This window comes from Aquimarina algicola, from assembly GCF_006443095.1.
GTDB classification, from domain to species: Bacteria; Bacteroidota; Bacteroidia; order Flavobacteriales; family Flavobacteriaceae; genus Aquimarina; species Aquimarina algicola.
This window is the reverse complement of sequence record NZ_VFWZ01000004.1, coordinates 15693-40696: the sequence shown is the minus strand read 5'-3', so window position 1 is coordinate 40696 and position 25004 is coordinate 15693. Positions and strand designations below refer to the sequence as shown.

16 protein-coding genes are annotated in these 25004 nt (G+C 33.1%); 2 read left to right on the top strand and 14 right to left on the bottom strand.

Annotation, left to right across the window (positions count from 1 at the left end):
* Position 1 precedes the first annotated feature (1 nt).
* The 11 genes from FHK87_RS13895 to FHK87_RS13850 form a co-directional block, all read right to left on the bottom strand.
* Positions 2-682 carry a DUF2490 domain-containing protein gene (locus FHK87_RS13895; RefSeq protein WP_226294247.1) on the bottom strand — a complete coding sequence of 227 codons (681 nt, stop codon included), beginning with the start codon at positions 680-682 and terminating at the stop codon, positions 2-4.
* 46 nt (positions 683-728) lie between these two features.
* Positions 729-1307, bottom strand: a complete 579-nt coding sequence (locus FHK87_RS13890) for a hypothetical protein (protein ID WP_140594040.1) — start codon at positions 1305-1307, stop codon at positions 729-731.
* Between the two features lie 90 nt (positions 1308-1397).
* A complete protein-coding gene (locus FHK87_RS13885; RefSeq protein ID WP_140594038.1) occupies positions 1398-2303 on the bottom strand; it encodes an ABC transporter substrate-binding protein in 906 nt (301 codons plus the stop codon).
* A 408-nt stretch (positions 2304-2711) separates the two neighbouring features.
* Positions 2712-8450: a PKD domain-containing protein gene (locus FHK87_RS13880; protein WP_140594035.1), complete on the bottom strand. Its 5739-nt coding sequence runs from the start codon at positions 8448-8450 to the stop codon at positions 2712-2714.
* Between the two features lie 342 nt (positions 8451-8792).
* Positions 8793-9602 (bottom strand): arginase family protein, encoded by an 810-nt coding sequence (locus FHK87_RS13875; RefSeq protein WP_140594033.1) that lies wholly within the window; start codon positions 9600-9602, stop codon positions 8793-8795.
* Positions 9603-9634: 32 nt separating this feature from the next.
* On the bottom strand, positions 9635-11257 hold the full coding sequence (locus tag FHK87_RS13870; protein WP_140594031.1) for a M1 family metallopeptidase: 1623 nt from the start codon (positions 11255-11257) through the stop codon (positions 9635-9637).
* Between the two features lie 13 nt (positions 11258-11270).
* Complete coding sequence (locus FHK87_RS13865) at positions 11271-12608, bottom strand: M28 family peptidase (protein WP_140594028.1); 1338 nt, start codon at positions 12606-12608, stop codon at positions 11271-11273.
* A 201-nt stretch (positions 12609-12809) separates the two neighbouring features.
* Positions 12810-13007 (bottom strand): hypothetical protein, encoded by a 198-nt coding sequence (locus FHK87_RS13860; protein ID WP_140594025.1) that lies wholly within the window; start codon positions 13005-13007, stop codon positions 12810-12812.
* A gap of 60 nt (positions 13008-13067) precedes the next feature.
* Positions 13068-13226, bottom strand: coding sequence for a hypothetical protein (locus tag FHK87_RS26260; RefSeq protein WP_226294246.1), 159 nt, complete (start codon positions 13224-13226; stop codon positions 13068-13070).
* 108 nt (positions 13227-13334) lie between these two features.
* On the bottom strand, positions 13335-14456 hold the full coding sequence (locus tag FHK87_RS13855; protein WP_317133550.1) for an MFS transporter: 1122 nt from the start codon (positions 14454-14456) through the stop codon (positions 13335-13337).
* Between the two features lie 54 nt (positions 14457-14510).
* Positions 14511-16721, bottom strand: a complete 2211-nt coding sequence (locus FHK87_RS13850; RefSeq protein ID WP_140594020.1) for a bifunctional alpha,alpha-trehalose-phosphate synthase (UDP-forming)/trehalose-phosphatase — start codon at positions 16719-16721, stop codon at positions 14511-14513.
* A 174-nt stretch (positions 16722-16895) separates the two neighbouring features.
* On the opposite strand from FHK87_RS13850, the gene FHK87_RS13845 reads away from it, so the two are divergent.
* Entirely contained in the window at positions 16896-18698 is a 1803-nt protein-coding gene (locus tag FHK87_RS13845; RefSeq protein ID WP_140594018.1) for a glycoside hydrolase family 15 protein, read from the top strand.
* Between the two features lie 90 nt (positions 18699-18788).
* On the opposite strand, the gene FHK87_RS13840 is transcribed toward FHK87_RS13845, so the two are convergent.
* Positions 18789-19571: a sugar-binding protein gene (locus tag FHK87_RS13840; protein ID WP_140594016.1), complete on the bottom strand. Its 783-nt coding sequence runs from the start codon at positions 19569-19571 to the stop codon at positions 18789-18791.
* Positions 19572-19693: 122 nt separating this feature from the next.
* A complete protein-coding gene (locus FHK87_RS13835) occupies positions 19694-21619 on the bottom strand; it encodes an alpha-amylase family glycosyl hydrolase (RefSeq protein ID WP_140594014.1) in 1926 nt (641 codons plus the stop codon).
* 572 nt (positions 21620-22191) lie between these two features.
* Here FHK87_RS13835 and FHK87_RS13830 point away from each other — a divergent pair.
* On the top strand, positions 22192-22995 hold the full coding sequence (locus FHK87_RS13830) for a hypothetical protein (protein WP_140594011.1): 804 nt from the start codon (positions 22192-22194) through the stop codon (positions 22993-22995).
* Between the two features lie 112 nt (positions 22996-23107).
* Here FHK87_RS13830 and FHK87_RS13825 read toward each other — a convergent pair whose 3' ends face one another.
* Positions 23108-24919: an acyl-CoA dehydrogenase family protein gene (locus FHK87_RS13825; protein WP_140594009.1), complete on the bottom strand. Its 1812-nt coding sequence runs from the start codon at positions 24917-24919 to the stop codon at positions 23108-23110.
* Between the last annotated feature and the right edge of the window lie 85 nt (positions 24920-25004).

The window sequence follows — 25004 nt, the reverse complement described above, 5'->3', positions numbered from 1 at the left end:
TTTATTTAGTGTGCTGTTCTTTATTTCTTGTATCAAAAGCATAGAACCAACCAATGCTTAACCATAATTTGTGAGAAGAACCGGATTCTGAGAATCCACTAATACGATAGTCCGGACCAATTTCTATTTTACTCTTTTTATTAATCTCATATCCTAAAAAAGGTAGAATTCTGATTTCAAGATCTGTTTCATCTTGTTGAAAAGAAGTAAGATATTCGTTACCAAGTTTGATATAAAACTCTTTTGGGTCTATCTCGTCTCCTGTTAAAGGTTTTTCTAAAGTAATTCTATAGCGTAATCTAAATTCTGGTGCCTCATTATTTGTGAATGTTTGATCCGTTGCAACACGATGACCAATTCGACCTCTACGAAGAAGCTGAACAATGTTATATTGTTGAATACTCCTGTGAATGATCTGATCTTCTTCAACTCTGAATAAATATCCAAGATTCAATACTCCTGAAGCTCCAACTTTTGTAGATAACAATGTTGTAAAATCAGTAAGAATGTAGTCGTAATTGAAAGAGTTTTCTTTTGTATTGTCTGTAATAATTTGTCTAGATTCTACTGCATGAATTAATTTGAAACGATCTGATATTTTGGTAGAAAATGTAATTTCAGGAAGTAACCCAGAGCTGAACTCTGTTTGTGATGTTGCTGTATGAATAAGGTAAAAATACATTATACCAATACAGATGAATCTGATGTAACGATTACACATTTACTTTTTAAAATTGAATATTATCAGAACTTCTTTGTATAACTTCAAGTAGTTTAATCACTTTGCCTTTTTGGTCTAAAAGTGCCTCATAAACAAGGTAAACACTTTCTTTTTTGCCTTTTACAATAATCTCGTAGTTGGTTTGATAATTATTTTTTGAGGATTGATGCTTTACCAGTTCTAATAGTGTGTTACGATTGGCCAACCATTGTGTTTGAATCTTTAGAATAATGTGTTTAGTAAAAATAGAATCTAGTGTCGTTTTTATAACTTTTTGTGTATTTGTAGGGAGCGATTTGAAAGGAATGGTCTTTTCGACATCTAATATGTTTCCTTTTACATCAAATTCTATGCTATATCTATTGCCATTGTATTTGGTTTTGGCTTCAATAGTTTTTCCATCTTGGCTTTCTTCAGCATACCATTTGATATTTTTTTGAGAAAGAGAACTATCAATAAATGAAATAGCAAGTTCTGGTACTTTTTGTTCATCTATTCTATATTCTCGTTCAAATTTATTTTGCGAGAAACAAAAAGTAGTACATAATATACTGTATATATATAATATAGTATTCTTTGATATCATATTTCAATAATACAATTTTACTATGAGATTCTAAAATAAGGTGTTTTTTGCGTTTGCTTAATTTCTATGATAAATAATTATGAAAAAATGTTACAATAGCGCATGAGTAGCGACATCTGAAGAGGATAAAAGTCGTTGCTCCATATTTTTTTCATGAATCCATTGTAAAAATCGATCCACTTCTAAACTATGCATAACTCCCCAATCTATAAAATTACCAAAGTAAGGGGAGATATATTGTAAACTTTTAACCAAATCTATGTTTTTATCATTATTTGAAATAAATGGAGAAAGAATTTCTGCTGCTTCATGATGATTTTCCTTGGCTCTCAGGAATCCTTTTTTAGTTGCTGCCAGAAATTTTTTATAACTTTCTTTTTTCTCTTTTATTTTTTGTTGGCTAGCAGCAATAACTGGGGAGTAAGAGTAAGGGATATTATAATCTCGCATTCTAAATATATCAAGTTGTACACCTTCGGCTTCGGCTTGTATAGCCTCCCAATTAAGAAACACCCATGTAGCATCTGATTTCTTTTGTACAATAGTTTCCCAAATCCCTAATTTTTGAGGATATAAGAAGTCAACATTTCCATGACCACCATCATTGAGAACCATCTGCGTTACAATACCGTCTTCATAGCGGGCGTTATAAGAAGCATAAGATTTACTATCAAGCTCTTTGGGCGATGTGATATTATTTTCTTTTAATGTTACGATAGCACTCATATCTTCTTTCAAGAGTGTAGCAACAGCTTTTACATCAAAAGGATTACTCTTGGTTTGATAGCTTATTATACTTTCTAAAGGACATAATGCAAAATCAACTTCACCTAATTCTAATTTTTTAACCGGAGTTATTTCATAGTTATCTTCATCAGGAGTTATAATGGTAACATCCAAGCCTTGAGCAGTATATAAATCTAAGGCTTTGGCAATAAAAAAACCAATATGATTAGTATTGGCAGTCCAATCCAGTGCGATTTTAATATTTTCCATTATTCCGTATTGATTATTTAGTGTTGTATTCTAAAATAATTATAACTACAAAACTGGTATTCTGAATTAACTTGATTTTGGATTTGTTTGTTAAAATTTTGTTACGAATGTAATTCGAAAGTAATTTATTTTATTTGTTTAAGATAAGAAAAAAACTTCATTTTCTGTTGATAATTAATGGTTTTAGAAGATTAGTGTGATTGATCTTTTATCTTGTTTTGGACTATACTAGGTACATCATTGTACCTTAAACAAAACTTAATAAGACTTTATATCAAGTTGATAATTTGACTTATAGTAAGAAGAAAACCCGTTGTGCAATCAAAAAAGTGAGTTATGCTAGAGTTAGCACTAAAATTGAAGATATTTAAAAAAGGGAAATCTAGAACACAACGGGTTGTTTCATTTTTATTTAATTAATCGTTTTGTATAGGTTTTATTTTTATAATTGATCCTTACAAAATATAATCCTGAAGGATAATCTTTGAGATTTATACTATATATTTTTGGATGTATCTTTTGAGGTTCTACAGCTATACGTTTGCCAGCTATATTTACGATTGTCACTGAGGCATCTTCTAAATTAATACTAGATTGTATCGTAACAAGATCTTTTACCGGATTAGGAAATGTCATGATTTTTAAATCATAATTATGATTATGTTGTTTTAAGCTATTAGAAGGTTCTAATCCCCACACCAGTTGATCTTTGTAGTATAGAGTTACCTTCACATTAGGTTGAAAACTTGTTTTATTAGGATCATATGAAAAATCATTGCTTTGATCTAGGTTTTGATACCCTACATGATGTATTCTAGTTTGTATTACGCCTGATTCTCCATTTGCAGGAAGATTGCCAGAAGTATTATTAAATCCTATTTCTACATAATCACCAGAAGTATTATTACCAAAGGATCCTGCAATTCCTATAATTGGAGAATAATCAAGGTTGAATACCATAGGAACATCAAGTTCTGGTGTAAACCAATATCGAATTTTGAAATCAGAATATGGAACTGCACTAGTAGATTTGTTTACAATTTTGAATACAGGTTTGAATTGCGATGTAGAAGCATTTTGTGATCCATCATAATACTCTACACTGTAGTCTGTATCCGGTAAATTATTAAAATCATTATCTACAGTGATATTGACTTTTGTAGGTTCTCCTATTGATTGTCCATTTTCATCAATTGCTGCTAAGGAAATAGTATGAGCACCGTCGGACAGTCCTTGTATAGATATAGGTTGTATTTCAAAAATAGAACCTTGTTTGATATCATCGATAAAATAATCAAGATGTCTGCCACCAGGAGTAATGTCCCAATCAAATGTAGTAAAGATGAGTTCAAAATCCGGCCCTACCAATGCCCCGTTTACAGGAGATTCTATAATTGCTCCCGGTTCTTGAGGTAAAGGATCATTAGTTACAACTACAGTAATGGTTTCTCCTAATTCTGTTATAGAATTGTCACTACGTTCCATTTGTAATGTTAATTCATGAGGACCTTCAGATAAATTTGTACCATCTGTAATTGTACCATCAGAAGTAATGAGTCCTCTGTCATTACCGTCAATTTTAAATCGGAGCTTATATTGTTGAGAAGGTAGACTCCATCCCTCAGTTTTAAAATCTACTTTTAATGGAAGATTTATCAAATCTCCATCCTTTGGAGAGGTAAAGAATACATCAGGTAAAGGGCCAATAGGAGTAGAGGCATCTCCTCCATGAAGTGTCCATATTACAGCAGCATCAAATAAATCCCATCCTTGCTCGGTAAATAAGTGGATAAATTGATCTCTAAGTGGAAATGCAACTCTTCTAGAAGTTACAGAAGGACCGTTGTCATAACCAAATAAAATAGGAATATTATCTACTTGAGCAATGATGATAGCCTCTTCTCTTGGAATACCAAAAGGCATTGTTTGTGTGATATTGTACAAAGAAGTATTAACACTCATGCCAGCAGCCATAGGATGCTTAGGATTTGTAATCTCTACTGTATTGTAAGCCGTATTTGTAAAGCCATAAGAATCGTTTGAAGTAGGGGATACTAATCGTAGTCTATTATACATAAAAGGATCCCATGTCATAATAGGGACTTTTACGGCTTCAAGATCATTACCCAAAATGGCTGGATCTACAGAAGAAGAAACCAACACCATTTCAAAAGGATTGGCTACACCTGGGCCATTTGCATCTTCATCAGACATCAAAGTAACGGTAAAACCAAGTTCTTGTTCTACATGTGATTTGATTGTTTGGTCATCAAAAGACAATTGTGCTTTATCTCCTACAACATATAAGACTTTGATTGTATTTTTAAACTTAACTTTAACTTCGGGGGTGATAGAAGCTGTTTTTCCATTATTATAGAAGACTTTTGCAGTGATTGCATATGTTTTCCATATTATAGGCGTCCAGCTAGATTCAAAAGGAGTAGTAGTTACTTCTTCTACCAATTCATTATCTACATAATATGCTATTTTGGTAATGTCATCTACAGTGGTGTTTACTTTTAGTGGTACTGACTGTTCTCTATCAATTGTGGCTCCATCAGTAGGAGATGCCATTTCCAGAGTATAGGTATATTCAGGTGCAATCGCAGAACCGTCAATTTGTTTAATATAAGCTTCTAATTGGTTAATTTGTGTAGTACTCAATCCAGAAGTAGCTCCATGTTGATCATTCGTATTATATTTTGTGAATACTTCTGCAATAGTTTTTGCAGAACCATCATGTAAATATGGTGCTGTCGCCCAAACACCTCTCAGTGTTGGCACATCAAGCCCCAAAAGTTGTTTGCCTAAACGAGACCCACTATTGTTTTTAATTGTTCCTACATCATGCATTCTACCTGTATCACTATCAGTAAAATCTTCTCCACCATGACAAGACATACATTTTAGATTTTCAAATAAGGCTTTTCCTGCTTCGGCATCTGTAGTTAATGTACCATTAGTATTTCTATATGGGCTAGGATAGAAGGTATTAAGCGATTCTATATAGGCAGTAAGTGCATCAAGATCTGCTGATTTTCCTTTTTTGGGATCACCCAAAGAAAGTGCGGTTGTTCCCTCACTAAAATCCGTATCTGTCATAAAACCCCTACCTTTAAAATGAAAACGGATATCATTTTCAAAATCCTGAATTTCATCAAAATTAGCACTCCAGTGTACTCTACCATGACCGGTTCCTTCGCGACCAATTAAAGAAATTGTATTGCGTAAACCTTCTCCACGATCCGTAAAATCCCATGTCCGCCCATCTTCTGTTCCATCAATATGACAACTGGCACAACTTACGTATCCATCTGTCCCCATTTTGATATTCGCAGCGTCATAAAATATTTGTTTTCCTTTTAAAACAGTAGCACTAAGCTGTTCTTGAGCCACAGTATTAATGGTTGCTAACTTTTCTAGTATGCTCACTCCCGTAGTAATCATTTCTTCGGCATCAAAAACTGTAATGCTCCTGTCCATAAAGTTTTTTACGAATATTCTATTGGTTGTTTCGTCAATTGCCAATCCTTGTGGAGCCTTACCAACATCCATTTTGAGAAGTTCTAATCCTTTTTTTGGATCGATAACAACTATTCTATTATTACCTTGCATGGTTACGATGATATAATTACCAGAAGGCGTATATAGAGCAGAAGAAGGTTGCCCGTGATTGTCAATATCGATTCGCTGGTTGATATTCTCTTTCCCGATTGTTAGATCAATGGGAGATATGGCAGTACGCACCACATTATCAAATGTAAGAGGTTGTCCATCTCTTGCTAATCCTCTTAATATATTATCCTTTTTAGCAACAGACCAAGCTGTTTTGTTATTGGGGTGTATAGTAATTCCTGCTACATAGTTTGGTAATCCTCTCCCTTGATTGCCATTGTCGCCGGTAAAATCATCAATAGGTAGTGTAATTGTTTTTGAGACTGTAAGGGTATTAAGGTCTACTTCCCATATTTGTCCTTCTTGATCAGGAGAGATAAGACGCGTTACTAATATTTTGGAAGCATCTCCTGTAATAGCTATGGCTCTGGGAGTTGATCCAAGAGTTACAGAAGAAACTAATTTTTGAGTATTTGAAGACAGTTCTAATAGTTCTCCCGATCCAAAACCTGAAACAAAACAACGTTTACCATCAGGAGTAAATGCAATTCCATAAGGCTGTGTTCCTTTGGGCAATGCAATCTGTGAAGATACGATTCCGCTAGTATTGATAATATAAATTTCATCAGAATCACGGCAGGTTACCCAAGCATTGCCATTTTCATCAATTGCAATATTAGTTGGATGTTTACCTACTGAGACTTCTTTTATCAGAGATAAATTATCAGCATTAACCAGAGTTACAGTATTATTATCAGGATTAGCAGTCCATACAATTCGGTTGGTTTGATCGACTGTGATCGGACTGGATTGTGTAGGAAGCTCGCCTGTTGTGGTTTCTACAACTACTATGGATTGAGAAGCAACAGCAAAACCACCGTTATTATCTGATACTTGTACCTGTACGAGGTAATTTCCTGCTTCCGTATACGTATGAGAAACTGTATTATTAATCCATTCTGTTTTTGGAGAACCATCTCCAAAATCCCATCTATAGCTCAGTGTATTTCCTTCTGGATCTGTTGCATTAGTGGTAAAATTTATGGGAGTGTTGATGGTTAGAGGAGAAGGTATGTTTGTCTCTATCTTGGTAACTTCGGGAGACTGATTAGAAGAGTCTCCACCTGTAGTAAAATAATATGTATATTCTTCTATGCCATTACCTACGGCATCTTTAATCCCTCCTTCTACAAATTTTACCTTGTATGTGGTGTTTGGAAGTAGTGGTTTTCTTGGAGCATAATTGATGACCTGATACGATGAAGAAGAGACATCTCCTTCAATAGGTTCTCCTCCCAAAGGTGATACTTGAATTGTTTTGTCATTAAGCGTAAGATCATCTAATACTTCATTGATCACAAAACCAATTGTTGTCGTTATGGGTTGATTGGTTGCTCCCGAAACCGGAAAATGATGCCCAACACTAGGCGGGCGTATATCTAAATTATCTTGATGTGAATAAATAGAGGTTTTACCATCTCCTGTAGCAACTACAATATGACCAACAGGTACCCACTGAAAATCTAATAATTGAACAATCTCATCATCAGATGGAGGAACAAACTCTTGTTCAATTTTCATGGTTTCAAAATTGAATTTTACGCCTCTATCAAATCTACCTGTAAATCCAAATTCATCCTGAAATGTCATATATCTACCTAGCGTCACTTGATCTGATGATAGACTAAATCCATGTTTTACATTAGTTGGATCACTAATATCAAAGGCCACCAAACTATTTTCTCCTTCGTTTCCGCTCATATAGATCAAATAGTTTTTCCATACCTGAAACCCTGTACTATATTGCTCATGAGGCACATCTTCTCCAAAAGACCCTAGAAATTTTATATTTTTTGGATCACCAAAATCAAAAACACTAATGGCTCCAGATTGAGGTGCATAAAAAACATAATTTCCAATTCGTAGTACTACATCCGGTAGGGATACAGCCGCAGGAATATCATCAAGCTGTTCACCGGTTCTCATATCAAAAACTCGACTACCATCTATTGTATGCGGAAAAGTTTCTAGATTGTCATAATTTGATTGACCATCTTTTACTGTATATAAAACATCAGAAGAAGTTATAGGTTTTCGATTCAACATATCTGATAAATCAAGATATTTATAACCAGTTCCAGCTACTTCGGGGACAGAATATTCTCTGTAGAAAAGGTCTCCCATTTTCCACCATCTGTGACCATTATTGGCTGCATCGTTCGATTGTACTTTGGTAGGTGCAGTTGGATTAGAAATATTCCAAATGCCAGTACCTTCTTGACCGGCAATCATAAGATAATTACGATGATATGTGCTTACACGATCGCCCTCAGGGAAGTTAGCAAGAAAGGTTCCTGCAGGCCAAGTTTGAGTGGTCATTTTAGGGCCTGATGTACCGTCTAGTTGAAAATAAGCTCTTTGAGTAACTAGGCCCAAAGAAATTATTGTGCCCACAATATATGCGATTTTAAGACAATGGCTTTTAGCATAAGCAAAGCATTGCTTAATTTTAGGTTTAAATTTATGTTTCATGGTTTTAAGAAACAAAGATGTTGTTATACCATTCTAGAATCGTAAGTATAGAAACGAGTGATTTGTTTTATATAATTGTAGTATGAATATGTGGCATCTTTGTAGGTTTTAGGTTAAATTTTTTGTGCATTTATTGGTTATGATATGGGCATTATCATGTCGTAAAATTACAAACATTATCTTAAAGTACAGATGAGGTAAAACAGTATAATTTCTGTAAATAAAGGATAAAAAACAGATGTATTTTTTGTTTTATTTTCTGGTTTACAGGGTTTTAAGATGGTTTTGGGTTGGTTTTGGTAAGAATGATAAAAATATGTTAAAGAGATGTAATATTAATCCTTAATCTTTCATTAATTCATTGATAATAGTTTCAATAGGTTTTAATTCTGAAAGATTTGTTGTGATAGATTCTAGAAGACTACTTCCCACTATTGTAAAATGTTTTTTTAGCATTTCAATATGCTGTTCTGCCTCAGAAATTGTAACGCCATCAGAAACTCTATAATATGTTTTATCATATTCCTTTGGTTCAAGACAATCAAAATCAAAATGAAGATATAAATGTGTTATGTTTTTTTGTTTTAGAGTATCCACTAATTGTGTAGTATCTTTTTCACTAAGTATAAAGATTTGATCTTTGTCGATACGATTTTGTTCTGTGTCATCAATATCTCTTAAACCAATATAATGGATTTGTGATGGGGTTAGTACAGAAGATAGCAAATGATCCATTGTTTTTTCTCCTTCGCCAAGAAGAGTTCGTAATGGCATTCCGTGAAAATTACAACTAGGCGAATCACAAGGTCTATTAATATCCGCATGAGCATCAAACCAAATTACTCCGAGGTTTGGATACAAAGCATTAAGATAAGAAACAGGAACAATTTCTAAACCACAATCTCCTCCGATCGTTTTTATAATTTTTGGATTTTGTGCCTTAATCTCTTTTTTTAATCGTGATAATTGCTCAATTAACGCTTCATAATTGTTGATATAATATTTTTGTTCTCCGTTTTCACCAGCATTAATATTAGAAAGCGGTATTTGAACAAACTCTTTATCATTTAGATATTCTAATATTGTTTTTGCTCCGGGTTCAATAGATTCTCCTTTGCCTGATCCTTGCCATTGCGGAAAATAAATTTTCATTTATAAATTTTTAAAAATTGAAAGATATATCTTTATTTAATCTGTTTGGTTTTGATATAAAAATTAGAATCAATCGTCACAGCATTATCATTGATTTGTTTTGTTTGCCAATTTGTATTTGGTTGAATCCATATAGGAGTTTTATCTACAAATACTCGTATTGGCATGTCAAATTTTGGAATAATATCAGTATATCTGTACTCTAATTTTCCTTTCTTGATACGATATTCTAATATTGGTATTCTCGTATCTCTCAGGTATTGATCAAAAAATTGAGTAAGATCTATCTTTGCTTTTTTACTTATAAAATCTTCAATTTGTTTAGTGGTCACAGTTTGATGATAAAATTCTGTATTTAGACCGCGGAGAATAGCTCTCCATTTTTCATCGTCTTCGATAAGCTGTCGTAAAGTATGGAGTATATTTGATCCTTTAAAATACATATCTGAAGAACCTTCTTGATTAACATTATAAGGCCCTATAATAGGTCGATCATTTTGAATTTGTTTTCTAGTACCAATAACATATTCTGAAGCGGCTTGTTCACCATAGTAATAGTCAAGAAATAAACTTTCGGAGTATGCAGTAAATCCTTCGTGTACCCACATATCCGCAGCATCTTTGTAAGTAATATTATTTGCGAACCACTCATGTCCTGATTCATGAATAATAATAAAATCAAATTTTAATCCCCACCCTGAACCTGATAAATCACTGCCTAAATACCCATTATGATATTGATTGCCATAGGTGACAGAGCTTTGATGTTCCATACCCAGATATGGTACTTCTACAAGCTTAAAACTATCTTCATAAAAAGGGTATGGTCCAAACCAATGTTCAAAAGCTTTCATCATTTTTGGCGCATCTTTGAACTGTTTTTTTGCTTTTTGTAAATTATCTCTTAGTACATAATACTCCATATCTAATGTTCCCTTTTCACCTTCATATTCTTCTTTAAAATGAACATAATCTCCAATATTGATGTTTACTCCGTAATTATTTATAGGATTAGATACAAACCAATGATAGGTTTTTGTTTTATTATTATGTTTCTCTACTTTTTGCAGGCGTCCGTTGGAGATATTCATTAATTCTTCAGGAACATTTACACTGATCTTCAGGCTATCCACTTCATCATACATATGATCTTTGTTCGGCCACCATATACTAGCGCCTATTCCTTGGCATGAGGATGCTATAAAGTGTTTGCCATTGTTGTCGCGACTCCAAGAAATTCCACCATCCCAAGGTGCTCTAACAGCTTCTCTTGGTTTTCCTTCATAATAAATTTCTATTGCTCTTACAGAGTTTTTGGTTTGTGGCGAAATTAATTTGATAAAATGAGCATTACCATCAGATTCAACTTCTAGTTTTTTACCTTCTTGAATTACTTTTTTTATTTTTAAGGGAGGTTGTAGGTCGATTTGCATTACATTATATTCCTCCAGTACTGTGTAATGAACTATATTATAGCCAGAGATGGTTTTTTGATCAGGGTTAACTTTTATATTAAGATCATAAAATGTCACGTCCCACCATGCTCTTTCTGGTGTAATAGAACCTCTCAAAGTATCTTGTCTTGTAAATTGCTTTTGTGCTGAAGCTATATGAATGCTTAACAATATTGCAAAAAGTATATACTGAATATTCATAGATTACGTAATCTTATCTAAAAACCTCTGTTGGAAATACGACAGGACTCTCATGGCCATTTTTTCCTACTGTAGCAATCCCAAAAAAGAAGTTGTCTATAACAATACCGTCCAATACAAAGTTATCTACATCGCCAACAAATCTACTATGATCCCATGTGGGAGATGTGGTATCTCTCCAGTAGATTTTATACCCTTTTATATTAGGATCATTTACTTTTTTCCATTTAAATTTTACCGAGGGCTCTACAATACCTCCAATTTTTACTTCAGATGGAGTAGGAGGTGCCCAGGCCAAACCTGCAAGATTAATTGCATTTACAGCGGTGAGTTTGGCAGCATAATCAAAGTTAACATGTTCTACGACATCTCCGTATTTAATACCGTTTTCTTCTCTTATATCCTGGTGTTGCTGAGTATAATTCTCATGAGCTTCCATGATTCTGATTCCTGCATACCCTAAATCATTAAAAGGCCTGTGGTGTCCACCACGACCAAAGCGGTCTAATCGATAGATCATCTTTGGGTTCATTTCGGGCATATAAGTTTTTACACTTTTATGCACATACCTTGCTAATTGGCGAGAAATACCATCAACTTCTCCACCATAAAAACGTCTACGTTTTACTTTGTTCTCATCATCGGTAAGATTAGTAGGTTCAGAAAATATTCTAAACGTTCTGTTGTCAATAACTCCGTCTACTCCTTTGATATTACCAATCATGTCATTATTAAGGATTCCTATGATATCCCATCCTTTGTCTTTTGCATATTTTGCAAGTCCACCACCGCCAAATAATCCTTGTTCTTCGCCCGATAAACCAACATATACAATACTGTTTTCAAATGTGTATTTTGATAATACCCTTGCCGCTTCTATTGTTCCAGCCATTCCACTAGCATTATCGTTAGCGCCGGGAGCATCTGTTGTAAAATCTGTAGCACTGCTTGCTCTAGAATCGATATCACCGCTCATGATAATATAGCGATTAGGATATTTTGTACCTTTTTGAATAGCAATAACATTTACAACCCATGTATCATGAGGCACTCTCGATCCCATCTCTTTAGTTACAAAGTCTTTTTGGTAAAAAACATTCAGGCAATTATTACAGTCTTTTGAAATGGTTTCAAATTCAGATTTTATCCATCTTCTTGCTGCTCCAATACCTCTGGTTTCTGATATCGTATCGCTAAATGTATTTCTGGTTCCAAAACCAGCAAGTATATTGATGTCTTTTTCAATTCTTTGAGACGATACAGCACTTATAATGTCATAAATTTTTGAGTCTGTTTGTGCTATAATTATTGAGGATAATAAAATTAGGGTAATAGTAAAAAATAATTTCATGTGTGTACTTCTGTATTATGTTGTCGAATTTACTTTATTTTTTAGTTAAATTCATTAGGAAATGTAAGCAAAAGAATTAATTCATTATTGTTTATTAACAATACTTATAGAATTTTGCTTTATTATTAATACAAAAAAGCCATCTTTTTTAAGAGATGGCTTTTGAATTATTCTTTTTAAAAGAATTTCTTAACTGCTTTGTCAGTTGCAAAAATCAGGGATAAAAAAAGCACATGGTTTTCCATCAAAGTCTATTGTTCCTTCAATTAGAGTAGCATTGCTTCCTCCATTACAGGTATAAATACATCCATTGATATTGAAATCACTTCCCATGATCTGTCTCTTATTCTCTTTACTTAGCTTAGTAACTCCTATTATTGTTGTTATTTTTTTTAACATAATTTAATTATTAAAGATATTTATATAACTGCTTAAGAAAAGATTTTGGTTTTAAAGCAATTAACATGGATAACAAGGATCTTCTGTTAATTGTCCACCACACTGACAACCATTAGTTCCAACACCTCCATTACCAGCTTGTATACCACCGTCTATTACCTTTAATGTTTTTTTGTCTAAAACAGATACTCCTTTTAACTCTAAAATTGATTTTAACATGATTATAATTTTTTGATTATTAATGAATTATTTTAAATTTATGTAATTAATTGAGATAAAATATGTTGAGTTTCTAAAGAACGAATTTAAACTTCTAAAAATACGTTTTTACTTTCTCAAAGCATATAAACCAAAAGCAGGACCCAGACCTAGAATAGGATATAACCAGATAGAATTATCAGTATGATCTGCTAAAAAAGAAAGGAGTTGTATACTTGCTATAGTGATCGCAAATCCAATACAGTTGGTAATTGTTAACCCAGTTCCTCTTAGTTCTGGCGGTGCAGCAACAGCTACCATTGTAGAAAATTGAGGAGAATCAGAAATAACAAACATAGCCCAAATACATAGGGCGCCAAGAAATATATCTTTTGATAAGAAAAATAAGAAAGGCGAAGCAAGACAAAATATGCCAGATATCAATAAAGATTGATATGCTACTTTTTTACTACCTATTTTCAAAGAAATGAGCCCACCAAAAATACAAGATATTGCACCCGTGCCGATAATGATAAAAGACCATAATGATATTGGTATTTTGACATGGTGAATACTATTGTAGGTTTTGAGCATAATAGGAATAAACATCCAAAAGGTATACAGCTCCCACATATGGCCAAAATATCCAAAAGAAGCCTTTCTAAAACTTAATATATCAAAAAGCTGAGTAATAACACCTAATTGAAGCTTTGGGACAGCTTTTCTATAAGGACCATCAGGGACAAAAACTTGAATACTAATTCCACCTACAAGAGCCAATATAGAAGTTGCAATGATTACAGCTTTGAAATCTTGATTTTGATAAAATTGGTTTATAAAATGTGGAAAAGCAGTACCAAGTACTAGTGCTCCAACTAAAAAACCTAATGCTTTTCCTAGTCCGTCTTTGTAATAATCTGAAGCAATTTTCATCCCTACAGGATATATTCCGGCAAGAAAAAAACCTGTTCCAAATCGAGCTGTAAGTAGATTGAATATGGTAATGTTTGGTATTAACAATGATAAATTACATAATGCTCCTAAGAAAGCACAGATCATAAATATTCTTGATGGTGAAAATCGGTCTGCCAGAGTTAATAAAGCAAAAGTAAGTGTACCAATAATAAACCCAAATTGTACAAATGATAATAAATATCCCAAAATATTGAAGTCTGTATCAAAATGCCTTACAAGGTCATCAATGACTGCATTACCCGCAAACCATAAAGAGGTACAGAAAAATTGAGAGATAATAATTACCGGTAAGATGTAAAACTTCGGTTTCAGAATGTTAAAATTTTAAGATTATTCTTTAAAAGTATATAATAAGTCGTAAACCTTATCAATATCTTCCACAAAATATTGAGCGACCGTTTTTTTGATTCCAACTTTTACCGTATGTGCTTCTTTTGGTAATTCTTTAAACATGTGCTCATCTGTCCAATCATCACCAATAGCAAAAATAAAGTCATACTTTTGATCAGTAAGCATTTTTGAAGCAGATTTCCCTTTACTTACTCCACTAACTTTTATTTCGATGACTTTGTCACCTTCCAAAATCTCAAGATTGTGATTAGCAATAAGATGTTGTATTGTAGTCTTTAGCGAGCTAGCTCTTTTACTCCCTAGATCCGGATCTACATTTCTAAAATGCCATGCCAGCGAATATCTTTTTTCTTCTACTAAAGAACCCGGAGTTCTGTCTGTAAATGATTCTAAAATTGGAGCAATAGCTCCAAACCATTTATTATCTACACGTTCCATGAGTTCCCAATCTAGTCCGGTTTCTTTTAACCAGACTCCATGTTCTGTAATGAGTGTATAGTCTTTATGTCCAAACCATTTTTGTACAGTATCTCTGTCTCGACCTGTAATGATAATCACTTTTGTGTTTTTTTGACTATCCAGATCGTCTAGAATATCAAATACTCTTTGAGTAGGTTTAGCATCTTCAGGTAATTTGGTAAAAGGAACCATAGTACCATCATAATCAAAAAATAGTATTCTATTTTTTGATTCATGATATTTTTTTGCAATTTCCTGTTTGACAGCTGTATTTACTTTTTTGAGCGTATATTGTATAGCATCATCTTTTGTGGCTTGTAGAGAATCCATAAAATCATTTGCCCATTTTTCTACATTGTAGCGTTGCAAACGTTTTTGTAGGGCTTCATTTCGTTTAATTTGTTCTTCCTCGGGCATTTCTAATGCAAATTTTAATGTATCGGCAATTTCTTCAAAATTATTGGGATTAATAATCAAAGCTTCACTCATTTCATTCGAAGCACCTGTCATCTCACTTAAAATAAGTACTCCTTTTTTATCAAGTTTTGAAGCAATATATTCTTTGGCGACCAAATTCATACCATCCCTAATCGGGGTTAACAAAGCAACCTCACTAGAAATGTAGAGGTCAATAAGATTTTCAAAAGGCATTGATCTATAAAAATACCATATAGGAGTCCAGCTAACTTCTGCAAACTTTCCATTGATTCTACCAACTAATTGATCGATTTCATTTTTTAATATCTGATATTGCGGAATGTTTGATCTCGAGGGAACAGCTAGCATTACTAATCTTGCTTTACCTCTAAATTGTGGGTACTTGTCCAGGAAATATTCAAAAGCTCTTAAGCGATTTGCAATTCCTTTGGTATAATCAAGTCTATCAATAGATAAAATAAGTTTAGCCTGGTTATTTCCTTTTTTGATATGCTTATTGATCTCCTGTTGTAATTCTGTTTGATCTTCTTTTACTTTTTGGTTATGCTCTATGGCAGCTTGATGAAATTTATTGTAATCAATTCCCATCGGGAAAGAATCTACTTTTACAATTCTATCATCAAGATGAATGTTATTAAAATGAATCTCATGACCCAAAATTCGCTGTGCCGAGCTTAGAAAATGACGTTCATAATCATAAGTATGAAAACCTATTAAGTCAGCACCGAGCATACCCTTTAATAACTCTTCTCTACAAGGTATTGTTCTAAAGACTTCGTAAGAAGGAAAAGGGATATGTAAAAAGAAACCAATTGAAACCTCTGGTTTTTGTTTGCGAATTAAATTTGGTAACAACAATAATTGATAATCATGAACCCAAATTTGATCTCCATCTTCTAAGTTCTGTAAAACGATATCAGCAAATTTTTGATTTACATCTATATACGTCTCCCAGGTATTTTTTTCAAAGGCTGTATATTCCATAAAATAATGGAATAATGGCCATAAAGTATTATTGCTAAAACCGTAATAAAACCCCTCTATATCATTTTGAGTTAGAGGTACTCCTACGCACTGATGAGATTCTAATGCAGTATTGATGTCACTTTTGATAGATGCATCGATTTCTTCTTCTGTAATACCACTCCATCCAATCCAAATACTATTATTTTGTTTATGAACAGATTTCATACCGGTAGCTAATCCACCAACACTAGGAGTAGTTTCGATTGTATTTTCATTAATTTTTAATTGTAAGGGGAGTCTGTTTGAGATTATGATAGTTTTACTCATAAATTAAGATAAAGTGCTTGATTACGTTTTGTTTTTTGTTAAATTTCGGAAAAGAAGATCGAAAAAACGGCTATTTTAAAGAAATTTATGAAATATGTATTGTTAAATATCTATGAATGAATTTATTGACCGATTTTTTATTATTTAATTCGTTTATAAAGCATAATATAACAAATGGATAATCTTGATTATGGCATTATAGGAAATTGCCAAAGTGCGGCTTTAATATCAAAAAATGGTTCTCTAGATTGGTGTTGTCTCCCCAGTTTTGATTCATATTCTGTTTTTGCAAAGATATTAGATGAAAATAAAGGAGGAAGCTTTGAAATTCTGGTTAGCGATGATTACAACATCTCTCAAAAATATATTGAGAAAACAAATATTCTGGTAACAGAATTCAATAATGGTAAAGATGCTTTTGAGTTTATAGACTTTATGCCAAGATATAAAAATGATGATGGCTCTTTTTATTCTCCGCCTGATATTATAAGATACATTAAATTATTATCAGGCTGTCCTGTTTTTAAAATCAAATATGATCCAAAACTTGAGTATGCAATTGGTAAAACAAATCATGAAGTCACTCCTTCGTATCTAAAAAGTGTTACTAACGAGGATAAATATGATACTTTGTATTTGTATTCTAACCTCGATTTAGAAGCAGTTTTATACCAAGACGAAATAGAACTCAATGATCATGCATATTTTATAATTAGTTATCATGAAAAAATTCTAGAACAATCTTTAGAAAGATGTTATCTAAAATTACAACGTACAAGAGTATATTGGATGAACTGGAGTGAAAATACAACCTCATATAAACTTTATAATGATCAAATCTTAAGAAGCGCTTTGGTTTTGAAATTATTAAGTTATGAGAAATCCGGGGCAGTGCTTGCAGCAGCAACAACTTCGCTGCCAGAAACGATAGGAGAGGTACGTAATTGGGATTACCGATTTTGTTGGATTAGAGATGCTTCTATGGTGATCAAAGTAATCTCGAATCTAGGACATAAAAGATTAGCACAACGATTTCTTCAATTTATCATTGATATTATTCCTGATAAAGATGAAAAAATCCAGATCATGTACGGAATCAATGGAGAAAAGAAGCTAACAGAAAAAACTCTAGATCATTTGCAAGGGTATAAAAACTCAAGCCCTGTACGTATTGGTAATGCTGCATATCACCAAAAACAAAATGATATTTATGGTATTTTAATGAACGTTATCTATCAGCAATTTGTAAAATTTGAATGTGATTTAGATAATAGTGAAAACTTATGGACGATTAGCAAGAGTATTGTTCATATTGTAAATGTAAATTGGGAAAAACCGGATAAAGGGATATGGGAATTTAGAACAGAAGAACGACATTTTACGTTCTCAAAATTACTCTGTTGGGTAGCAGTAGATAGAGCTATAAAAATTGGCGAATTGATTAATAAAACGTCTAACAATGAAAGATGGATAGCATTGAGAGATCGAATTTATGATGATATCTATAAAAATGCATGGAATGAGGAAGTACAAGCCTATACGCAATCATATGGTTCTAAAGATCTGGATGCTTCTACATTATTAATGGAGTCTTATGGATTTATACATGCTAAAGACCCTCGATTTATTAGTACAGTACAAGCTACAGAGAGAGAGTTATGTAATGATGGGCTATTATATAGATATAAAAATAAAGATGATTTTGGATTGCCTTCCTCATCTTTTACCATATGTAGTTTTTGGTTTATCAATAGTTTATTCAAGATAGGGGAGCAGGAGAAGGCTCGTAAATTATTTGATCAGTTACTTTCATATAGCAATCATCTTGGATTATTCAGTGAAGATATCGATTTTAAAACCAAAAGATTATTAGGTAATTTCCCGCAAGCCTATTCGCATCTTGCATTGATTGAAACAGCAGTTAATTTTTCTGGAGGAGTTACCAAAGAAGAACAACTCATGGAAGCGATTCATTAAATATATAGTGTTATAGCAACAACTCTATAATCAATTCAGTATGTATTATGCATGTATTCAAAATAATACATACTGAATTCTATTTTGATTTTATTCTACTAAAAGAATAGTGCCAAAAACATCTGCATCAATCCAACCCAGATTTTTTTCTTCTCCGGGAATAAAAACAGAACCAATAAAGTTTTCTCGCTCTTTACTACCATCATTATCATTATAAGCAATAGCAAAACCTAGTTTCTTATCTTTTTGTAAAATCACAGGATCATTAACCTTACCTTCTTTATAAGAGTCATCATAAACAGTAACTTCAAACTCCCAAACAGAAACATCATCTTTGGTTACTCTTTTTGTTTTTACATGACTATTATACAATACAGGATTTTGACTTTCATCTAAGTCTACTACATTTCCGTCTAATGCTACGTGATATGCAAACGCATTATTATTAAATTGATGATTACCACCGGAGTTATCCTCATCAATGAAAATTTCTACACAGTCATCATCCCACCATAATGTTAAAGGATCTTTGTGTTGGTCGTACAGTTTGTCGTCTTTAATTTCTACTAGAATGTATAAGGCTTCAGTAGTCCATGCCATTTTATAACGTCCGAAAAAATCTTTGAATGTATAATCCTCACCCAACCATTTTTGATCAAATGCATACCATAAGGTTTCTTTCCAGATAGGGTCGTTCATATCACCATCAATTTTTGGAGCAATCACTGCTTTTTTTACTTCTCTAAGTTGATGATCGATTTTGGAGTTTTGATTTTGTTTGGTATCTGTAGAAGCTACCACGGCGATTTCTTTGTTTTTATCTTTACAACTTATCAGCAATAGTGATAAACATAAAAAAATAATTTTTTTCATAATAAATTTCGTGTCAAGTATGTTTTGTTTGAATGTAAAAGTAGTAAACTAAAATGAAAAAGCGATTATTACCATATTGTAGTAATAATCGCTTTTTATTTTTAGGTATTATTATTGTTGTATTATTTTTTAACTGCTTTTAATTGTTTCAATGTTACCCCATTTAATTTAATAGTATAAAAATAAACTCCGGGTGTTTTGAGTTTTGCACCTTCAATATTAATAGTTTTTTGCCCGTTATTTACTTTTTGATTAAAAACTGTTGTAGTGCTTCCTGATAGGTTAGAAACAGTAATTTCTAATAATCCTTCTTCGGTATTAAGACGAAGTTGTGTTTGATCTGTAATTGGGTTGGGAGATAAAGTAAACTCATGTTTTACATTACTTTTATTATTTATGGATTGCTGTGATGCCGATGCAAATGCGTTACCACAATCACTGGGACAATTATTTGTCCAACTCGAACCTCTATACCAACCATTTGTATTTCTTGATAAGTTACCAGTTTGATTACTACCATCATTAAAAATAACTCTTATATTTTCGGGAGCTACTCCAGAAGGAGGAGTAATGGTATACGAATACCACTGTGTTCCTGCAATGCGAGTCATTTGTTGTCCCGGCCATTCTGATGTTCCTGGGATGGTGGCATTTGCTGCGCTATCAAAAAAATAGGCATTTAGCGTATTACCCCAACCTGAAGGTTTAAAAAAGTTTACTGTAAAAGGAGTGGCATCTTGTTGATTGTTACTACTACCTCCTTGTGTCCATACTGCGTAATCATTTCCAGAAGTTCTCAATGTCCATCCACTACCATTAGGAGACCAATTTCTAGAACCTAATTTCATGGCGATAGTACCTGATCTTCCATCTATATAAGCTGCATAAAGATCATTTCTTGCTTCTACAATATTAATGGAAGATCCAGCAAAAACTCGAACACTTTTTCTTATGGCAATTAGATCTCTAATTGCATTGCGTACTCCTGTGCCTCTATCAAAAAAATGAGTCCAGAATACCATTGGATTGCCCGGATGTGTTAAAATATAAGCATATCCTTTTCTAAGATTAGTTTCTCCTCCGGGAAATACAAAATTGGATCCGCAACATTGTTGTGCTTCTCCTGTATCATGATTATCGAGAAAAGTCACTGATTTTGTTGGGTTGATACCTATCATACCAGAAGGCTTCCCCTCAAAATCTCTTAAATACGAAAGATTATTATCTCTAATAGCATTTTGTAGACTAACTTTGGTGTTAAAATCAAATGCAGAAGAAGATCTTTGTGTAAAATTTACCCAGTTATTTGTTTGTACACGACTACTTTCCAGCAATTCTCCAACTGCAAAATAAGGATTGGTTGCATCATTGTATTCTTTGTTATAAATAGGATCATAACCATGCACAAAATCATATCGCCAACCGTCAAATCCAATATCGTTTTTCAAAAAATTCATCCATCTTATAATCTCTGCTCTTACAGCAGGGTTTTTATGATCTAAATCTCTTGCAGCAGCAAAACCACCATTAGAACCATCAGCTTTGAGAGCAGTCCCTGGGAAAAAATCAGGATTGATACTAAAATCTACAGGGCCATTTACAAAATTTCGGCCTTCATCATCTGCGGTGATATAAAATGTTGGCCAGTTAGGATTTCTAAAAGTTACGGCATCAGGTGAGCCTACTCTATGATTGATTACAATATCACTGATTACTTTTATACCTAAAGCATGATATTGATTGATCAATGTTTTTAGTTGATTTTCTGTACCATAGGAGCTATTAACATCATATAATTCTCGTGGTAAATACCCTTGTGGAGCCGCAGAATTGCTTGGTGGTGGCATCCATATAAGATCGATCCCGGCATCATTGATAGCATTTCTGTTTTGGGAGACAACATTGTACCAGGTTTGCCCGGCAGGTTGGTTTTGAACATTCCAATCAAATGCCTGGAACATTACATCTTCGTCTTGAGCATTTATTGTAAATAGTGTAATAAAGAAAAATAGTGTGATTACGGTTTGTTTTACTGTTTTATGTTTCATTTTACAGTTTTTTAATTAAAGATTGATCCACAATCTTAGCTTAGTTATGAATAAAGAGTTTGTGTATAACCTCGATGATACTGATACCACGAGTTAAAGCGTCATAAAAATCAATAGGATGTTCTGTAGTATTTGCAGTTTTGAGTAAATACGTTTTTACATAATAAGAGCTATCGTATTGTAGAAAAAAGTATTATATAGATTCTATAAATAGCAATTTGATTACTTAGAAATACCTAAAAATGTTTCTTTGAGTTTTTAAAAATGAAGGGAATTGATTTCATAATATGCAATATTTTTTTATTAAAGTTGACTATTGTGTTATATTATGACTAATTTATTGTGATTTTTTTAATTTTGATAATTTCTACTTGTACTCTAACGTTTTCGTGTTGATAAGTTCTTAAGAATCTTCAATTTGTAGTTTTATGTTTTATCGATATGATCAGTAATTTAACTGAACATTACGATTTATATATAAAATAACTTAATGTATTGTTAATACTTAATTCTGTTTGGAATTATATTGGAAAATTATATTCGGCACTTAACCTTAAAATATAATACACAAAATGAAAAAATTAACCTTATTATCAATTTCAGCTATTTTAGTTTTATTTTTTTGGAGTTGTAGTGATTCTGATGATACTCAAAATCCAGAAGCTATTGGATTAGAGACACAACAAGAAAACCTATTTGCCGGTCAAAAGAATATTGATAACCATGTTATTACTTACAAAGTATCTGCAGAAGAAGAATTACATTTTGTAGCAGAAGTTACTATTGATCAAAAGACGTTATTTGCTAATGTTCAGTATGATTTGGAAACTATAGATTTTGATGGAAAAGATGTAGTGTTAGCAAAAGAACAAAAAGAAGTATTACTGAAATTAGGTGAAGAAATTTCTATGTTTTTGTTTGGAGAAAAATCGACCGATGAGTTTTCTATGGCTGAATATACCTTATTACGTTTACTGGAGTACTGGGCCAAATCTCCAAATGGGTATGCATATCCTAAAAAGAAAATAGCGCTGCATAATGCTATTAAAAATAATTTGAAAAGTAGGAATGAAGGAGTTACTTGTATTAGAAAGAATACTATAGTGAATGCTGATTATGATGATGATAGAGGAGATATTAGTGAACCGATACGAGTAAATGGAGAAAGATGTATCGGAAGATGCGGTTCTGGATGTGGATCAACTTTTACAATTGCTAGTGCCTGGACAAAAGATTGTTTGGATCATGATAGATGTGGGAGAGTAAATGGTGGAGGAAGTGCAAGCTCCAATCCATTTGATAGGGAGTGTGGTGATGAGTATTTTGAAGCTTCTGATGACTATCTATTTGGAGTAATCCGAGGATGTAGAGGATAATTTCTAAAATCTTAAAATAAAAGAAGCCGTCTTTTTATACCCAAAAAAGACGGCTTTTAAATCAAAATTAAACAACTCCTAAGTTTAGTGCCATTAGGAGGGCAATTTATTTTTAGCTAATAAAATAACCGTTTTCTTCAGCAATTTTGTCAGCAATTTTAGTTCTTAGTTGTACAACATTAGGTTGGTTTGCGTATTTAGTAAAACGCTTAAGACCCATTAACATCATACGTTGCTCATCACCTTCAGCAAAAGATACAATTGCTTCTTTTCCTCTTTTGGTAATAATATCTACAGCGTTGTATAAATATAACTGAGACATTGCAATTTGTGTTTCCTGAGATGCTTCTCCAAAACGCTTCGCATTTTTCTCTGTACGTAAGATTGTAGACTCAGCCATATAGATTTCGATTAAGATATCAGCAGCAGCCATTAGTAATTGTTGGTGCTCCTCTAGTTGAGGTCCAAATTTTTGTACAGCAGATCCAGCAACCATCAAGAAAACTTTTTTAAGCTTTGCAATAATTTCTTTCTCTTCAGAAAATAATTCTGAGTAATCAGGAGTGTCAAAAGAAGGAATTCCTGTTAACTCGTCTGCTACTTTCATTGCAGGGCCTAGAAGATCTACATGGCCTTTCATTGCCTTCTTAACCAACATACCTACCGCTAACATACGGTTGATTTCGTTAGTACCTTCATAGATACGAGAAATACGAGCATCTCTCCATGCAGATTCCATTGGTGTATCTGCAGAGAATCCCATTCCTCCAAAAATTTGCACTCCTTCATCTGAGGTATTTTGGATATCTTCAGAAACAGCTACTTTAAGAATAGAACATTCTATAGCGTACTCTTCAACACCTTTTAACTCTGCCTCTTGATGACTATTTCCTTCTGCCTGACGGATAGCAATTCTATCTTCAATATTTTTTGCAGCTCTGTAGCTGGCAGACTCACCTGCGTAAGTAGATGTTGACATTTCAGCAATTTTAGCCTTAATTGCTCCAAAATTCATGATTGGAGTTTTAAACTGAATACGCTCATTTGCGTATTTTGTTGCTTCATCAACAATTCTACGTTGTGCATCAATACATGCAGCAGCTAGTTTGATTCGCCCTACATTCAATGCATTCATAGCTATTTTGAATCCATTACCTCTTTCTGATAACATATTTTCTACAGGAACTTTGGTATCGCTAAAGAATACCTGACGAGTAGATGAAGAGTGAATTCCTAATTTCTTTTCTTCTTCCCCTAGAGTGATACCATTAGAAGGGTCATTTTCAACAATAAATCCAGTGATATTTTTATCATCTCCAATGCGAGCAAATACGATAAAAAGATTACAGAATCCTGCATTAGAAATCCACATTTTTTGTCCAGAGATCAAATAATGACTCCCATCATCAGAAAGCACAGCTTTTGTTTTACCAGAGTTTGCGTCTGATCCTGCTCCTGGTTCTGTCAAACAATATGCACCAAACCACTCACCGGTAGCTAATTTTGGAACATACTTTTTCTTTTGCTCTTCGTTACCATATAATGTAATTGGCATTGTACCAATACCTGTATGTGCTCCAAATGCAGTACTAAAAGAACCTGTAGCACCTGATATATAATCACATACTAGCATGGTAGAAACAAACCCCATACCTAATCCATCATACTCTTCTGGAACTGCGACTCCTAAAAGTCCTAATTCTCCGGCTTTGCGCATACATTCTTCTGTAAACGCATAGTCTTTATTTTCAAATCTTTCCCAATGTGCCCAAAGTTCACGATCTACGAATTCTTTTGCGCTGTCACGCATCATTTTTTGCTCCTCAGAAAAATCTTCTGGAGTAAAAACATCTTCTGCCTTAGTTTCTTTTACAAGGAACTGTCCTCCTCTAAGAATGTCTTTGTTTATAGTTTCTGCACTCATCTTTTAATACGTTTTTAGTAATCAATGTCAGGTATTTGAAAAAATGCTCCAAATACCCAAAATCTTAATATCTAGGTTTTTGTTA

Excerpts from the sequence above, each read along its gene's own strand:
- FHK87_RS13865 (WP_140594028.1), bottom strand. The coding sequence starts at position 12,608 with ATGAAATTATTTTTTACTATTACCCTAATTTTATTATCCTCAATAATT.
- FHK87_RS13860 (WP_140594025.1), bottom strand. The coding sequence starts at position 13,007 with ATGTTAAAAAAAATAACAACAATAATAGGAGTTACTAAGCTAAGTAAA.
- FHK87_RS13850 (WP_140594020.1), bottom strand. The coding sequence starts at position 16,721 with ATGAGTAAAACTATCATAATCTCAAACAGACTCCCCTTACAATTAAAA.
- FHK87_RS13845 (WP_140594018.1), top strand. The coding sequence starts at position 16,896 with ATGGATAATCTTGATTATGGCATTATAGGAAATTGCCAAAGTGCGGCT.
- FHK87_RS13870 (WP_140594031.1), bottom strand. The coding sequence starts at position 11,257 with ATGAATATTCAGTATATACTTTTTGCAATATTGTTAAGCATTCATATA.
- FHK87_RS13895 (WP_226294247.1), bottom strand. The coding sequence starts at position 682 with ATGTATTTTTACCTTATTCATACAGCAACATCACAAACAGAGTTCAGC.
- FHK87_RS13880 (WP_140594035.1), bottom strand. The coding sequence starts at position 8,450 with ATGAAACATAAATTTAAACCTAAAATTAAGCAATGCTTTGCTTATGCT.
- FHK87_RS13875 (WP_140594033.1), bottom strand. The coding sequence starts at position 9,602 with ATGAAAATTTATTTTCCGCAATGGCAAGGATCAGGCAAAGGAGAATCT.
- FHK87_RS13885 (WP_140594038.1), bottom strand. The coding sequence starts at position 2,303 with ATGGAAAATATTAAAATCGCACTGGATTGGACTGCCAATACTAATCAT.
- FHK87_RS13835 (WP_140594014.1), bottom strand. The coding sequence starts at position 21,619 with ATGAAACATAAAACAGTAAAACAAACCGTAATCACACTATTTTTCTTT.
- FHK87_RS13825 (WP_140594009.1), bottom strand. The coding sequence starts at position 24,919 with ATGAGTGCAGAAACTATAAACAAAGACATTCTTAGAGGAGGACAGTTC.
- FHK87_RS13830 (WP_140594011.1), top strand. The coding sequence starts at position 22,192 with ATGAAAAAATTAACCTTATTATCAATTTCAGCTATTTTAGTTTTATTT.
- FHK87_RS13890 (WP_140594040.1), bottom strand. The coding sequence starts at position 1,307 with ATGATATCAAAGAATACTATATTATATATATACAGTATATTATGTACT.
- FHK87_RS13840 (WP_140594016.1), bottom strand. The coding sequence starts at position 19,571 with ATGAAAAAAATTATTTTTTTATGTTTATCACTATTGCTGATAAGTTGT.
- FHK87_RS26260 (WP_226294246.1), bottom strand. The coding sequence starts at position 13,226 with ATGTTAAAATCAATTTTAGAGTTAAAAGGAGTATCTGTTTTAGACAAA.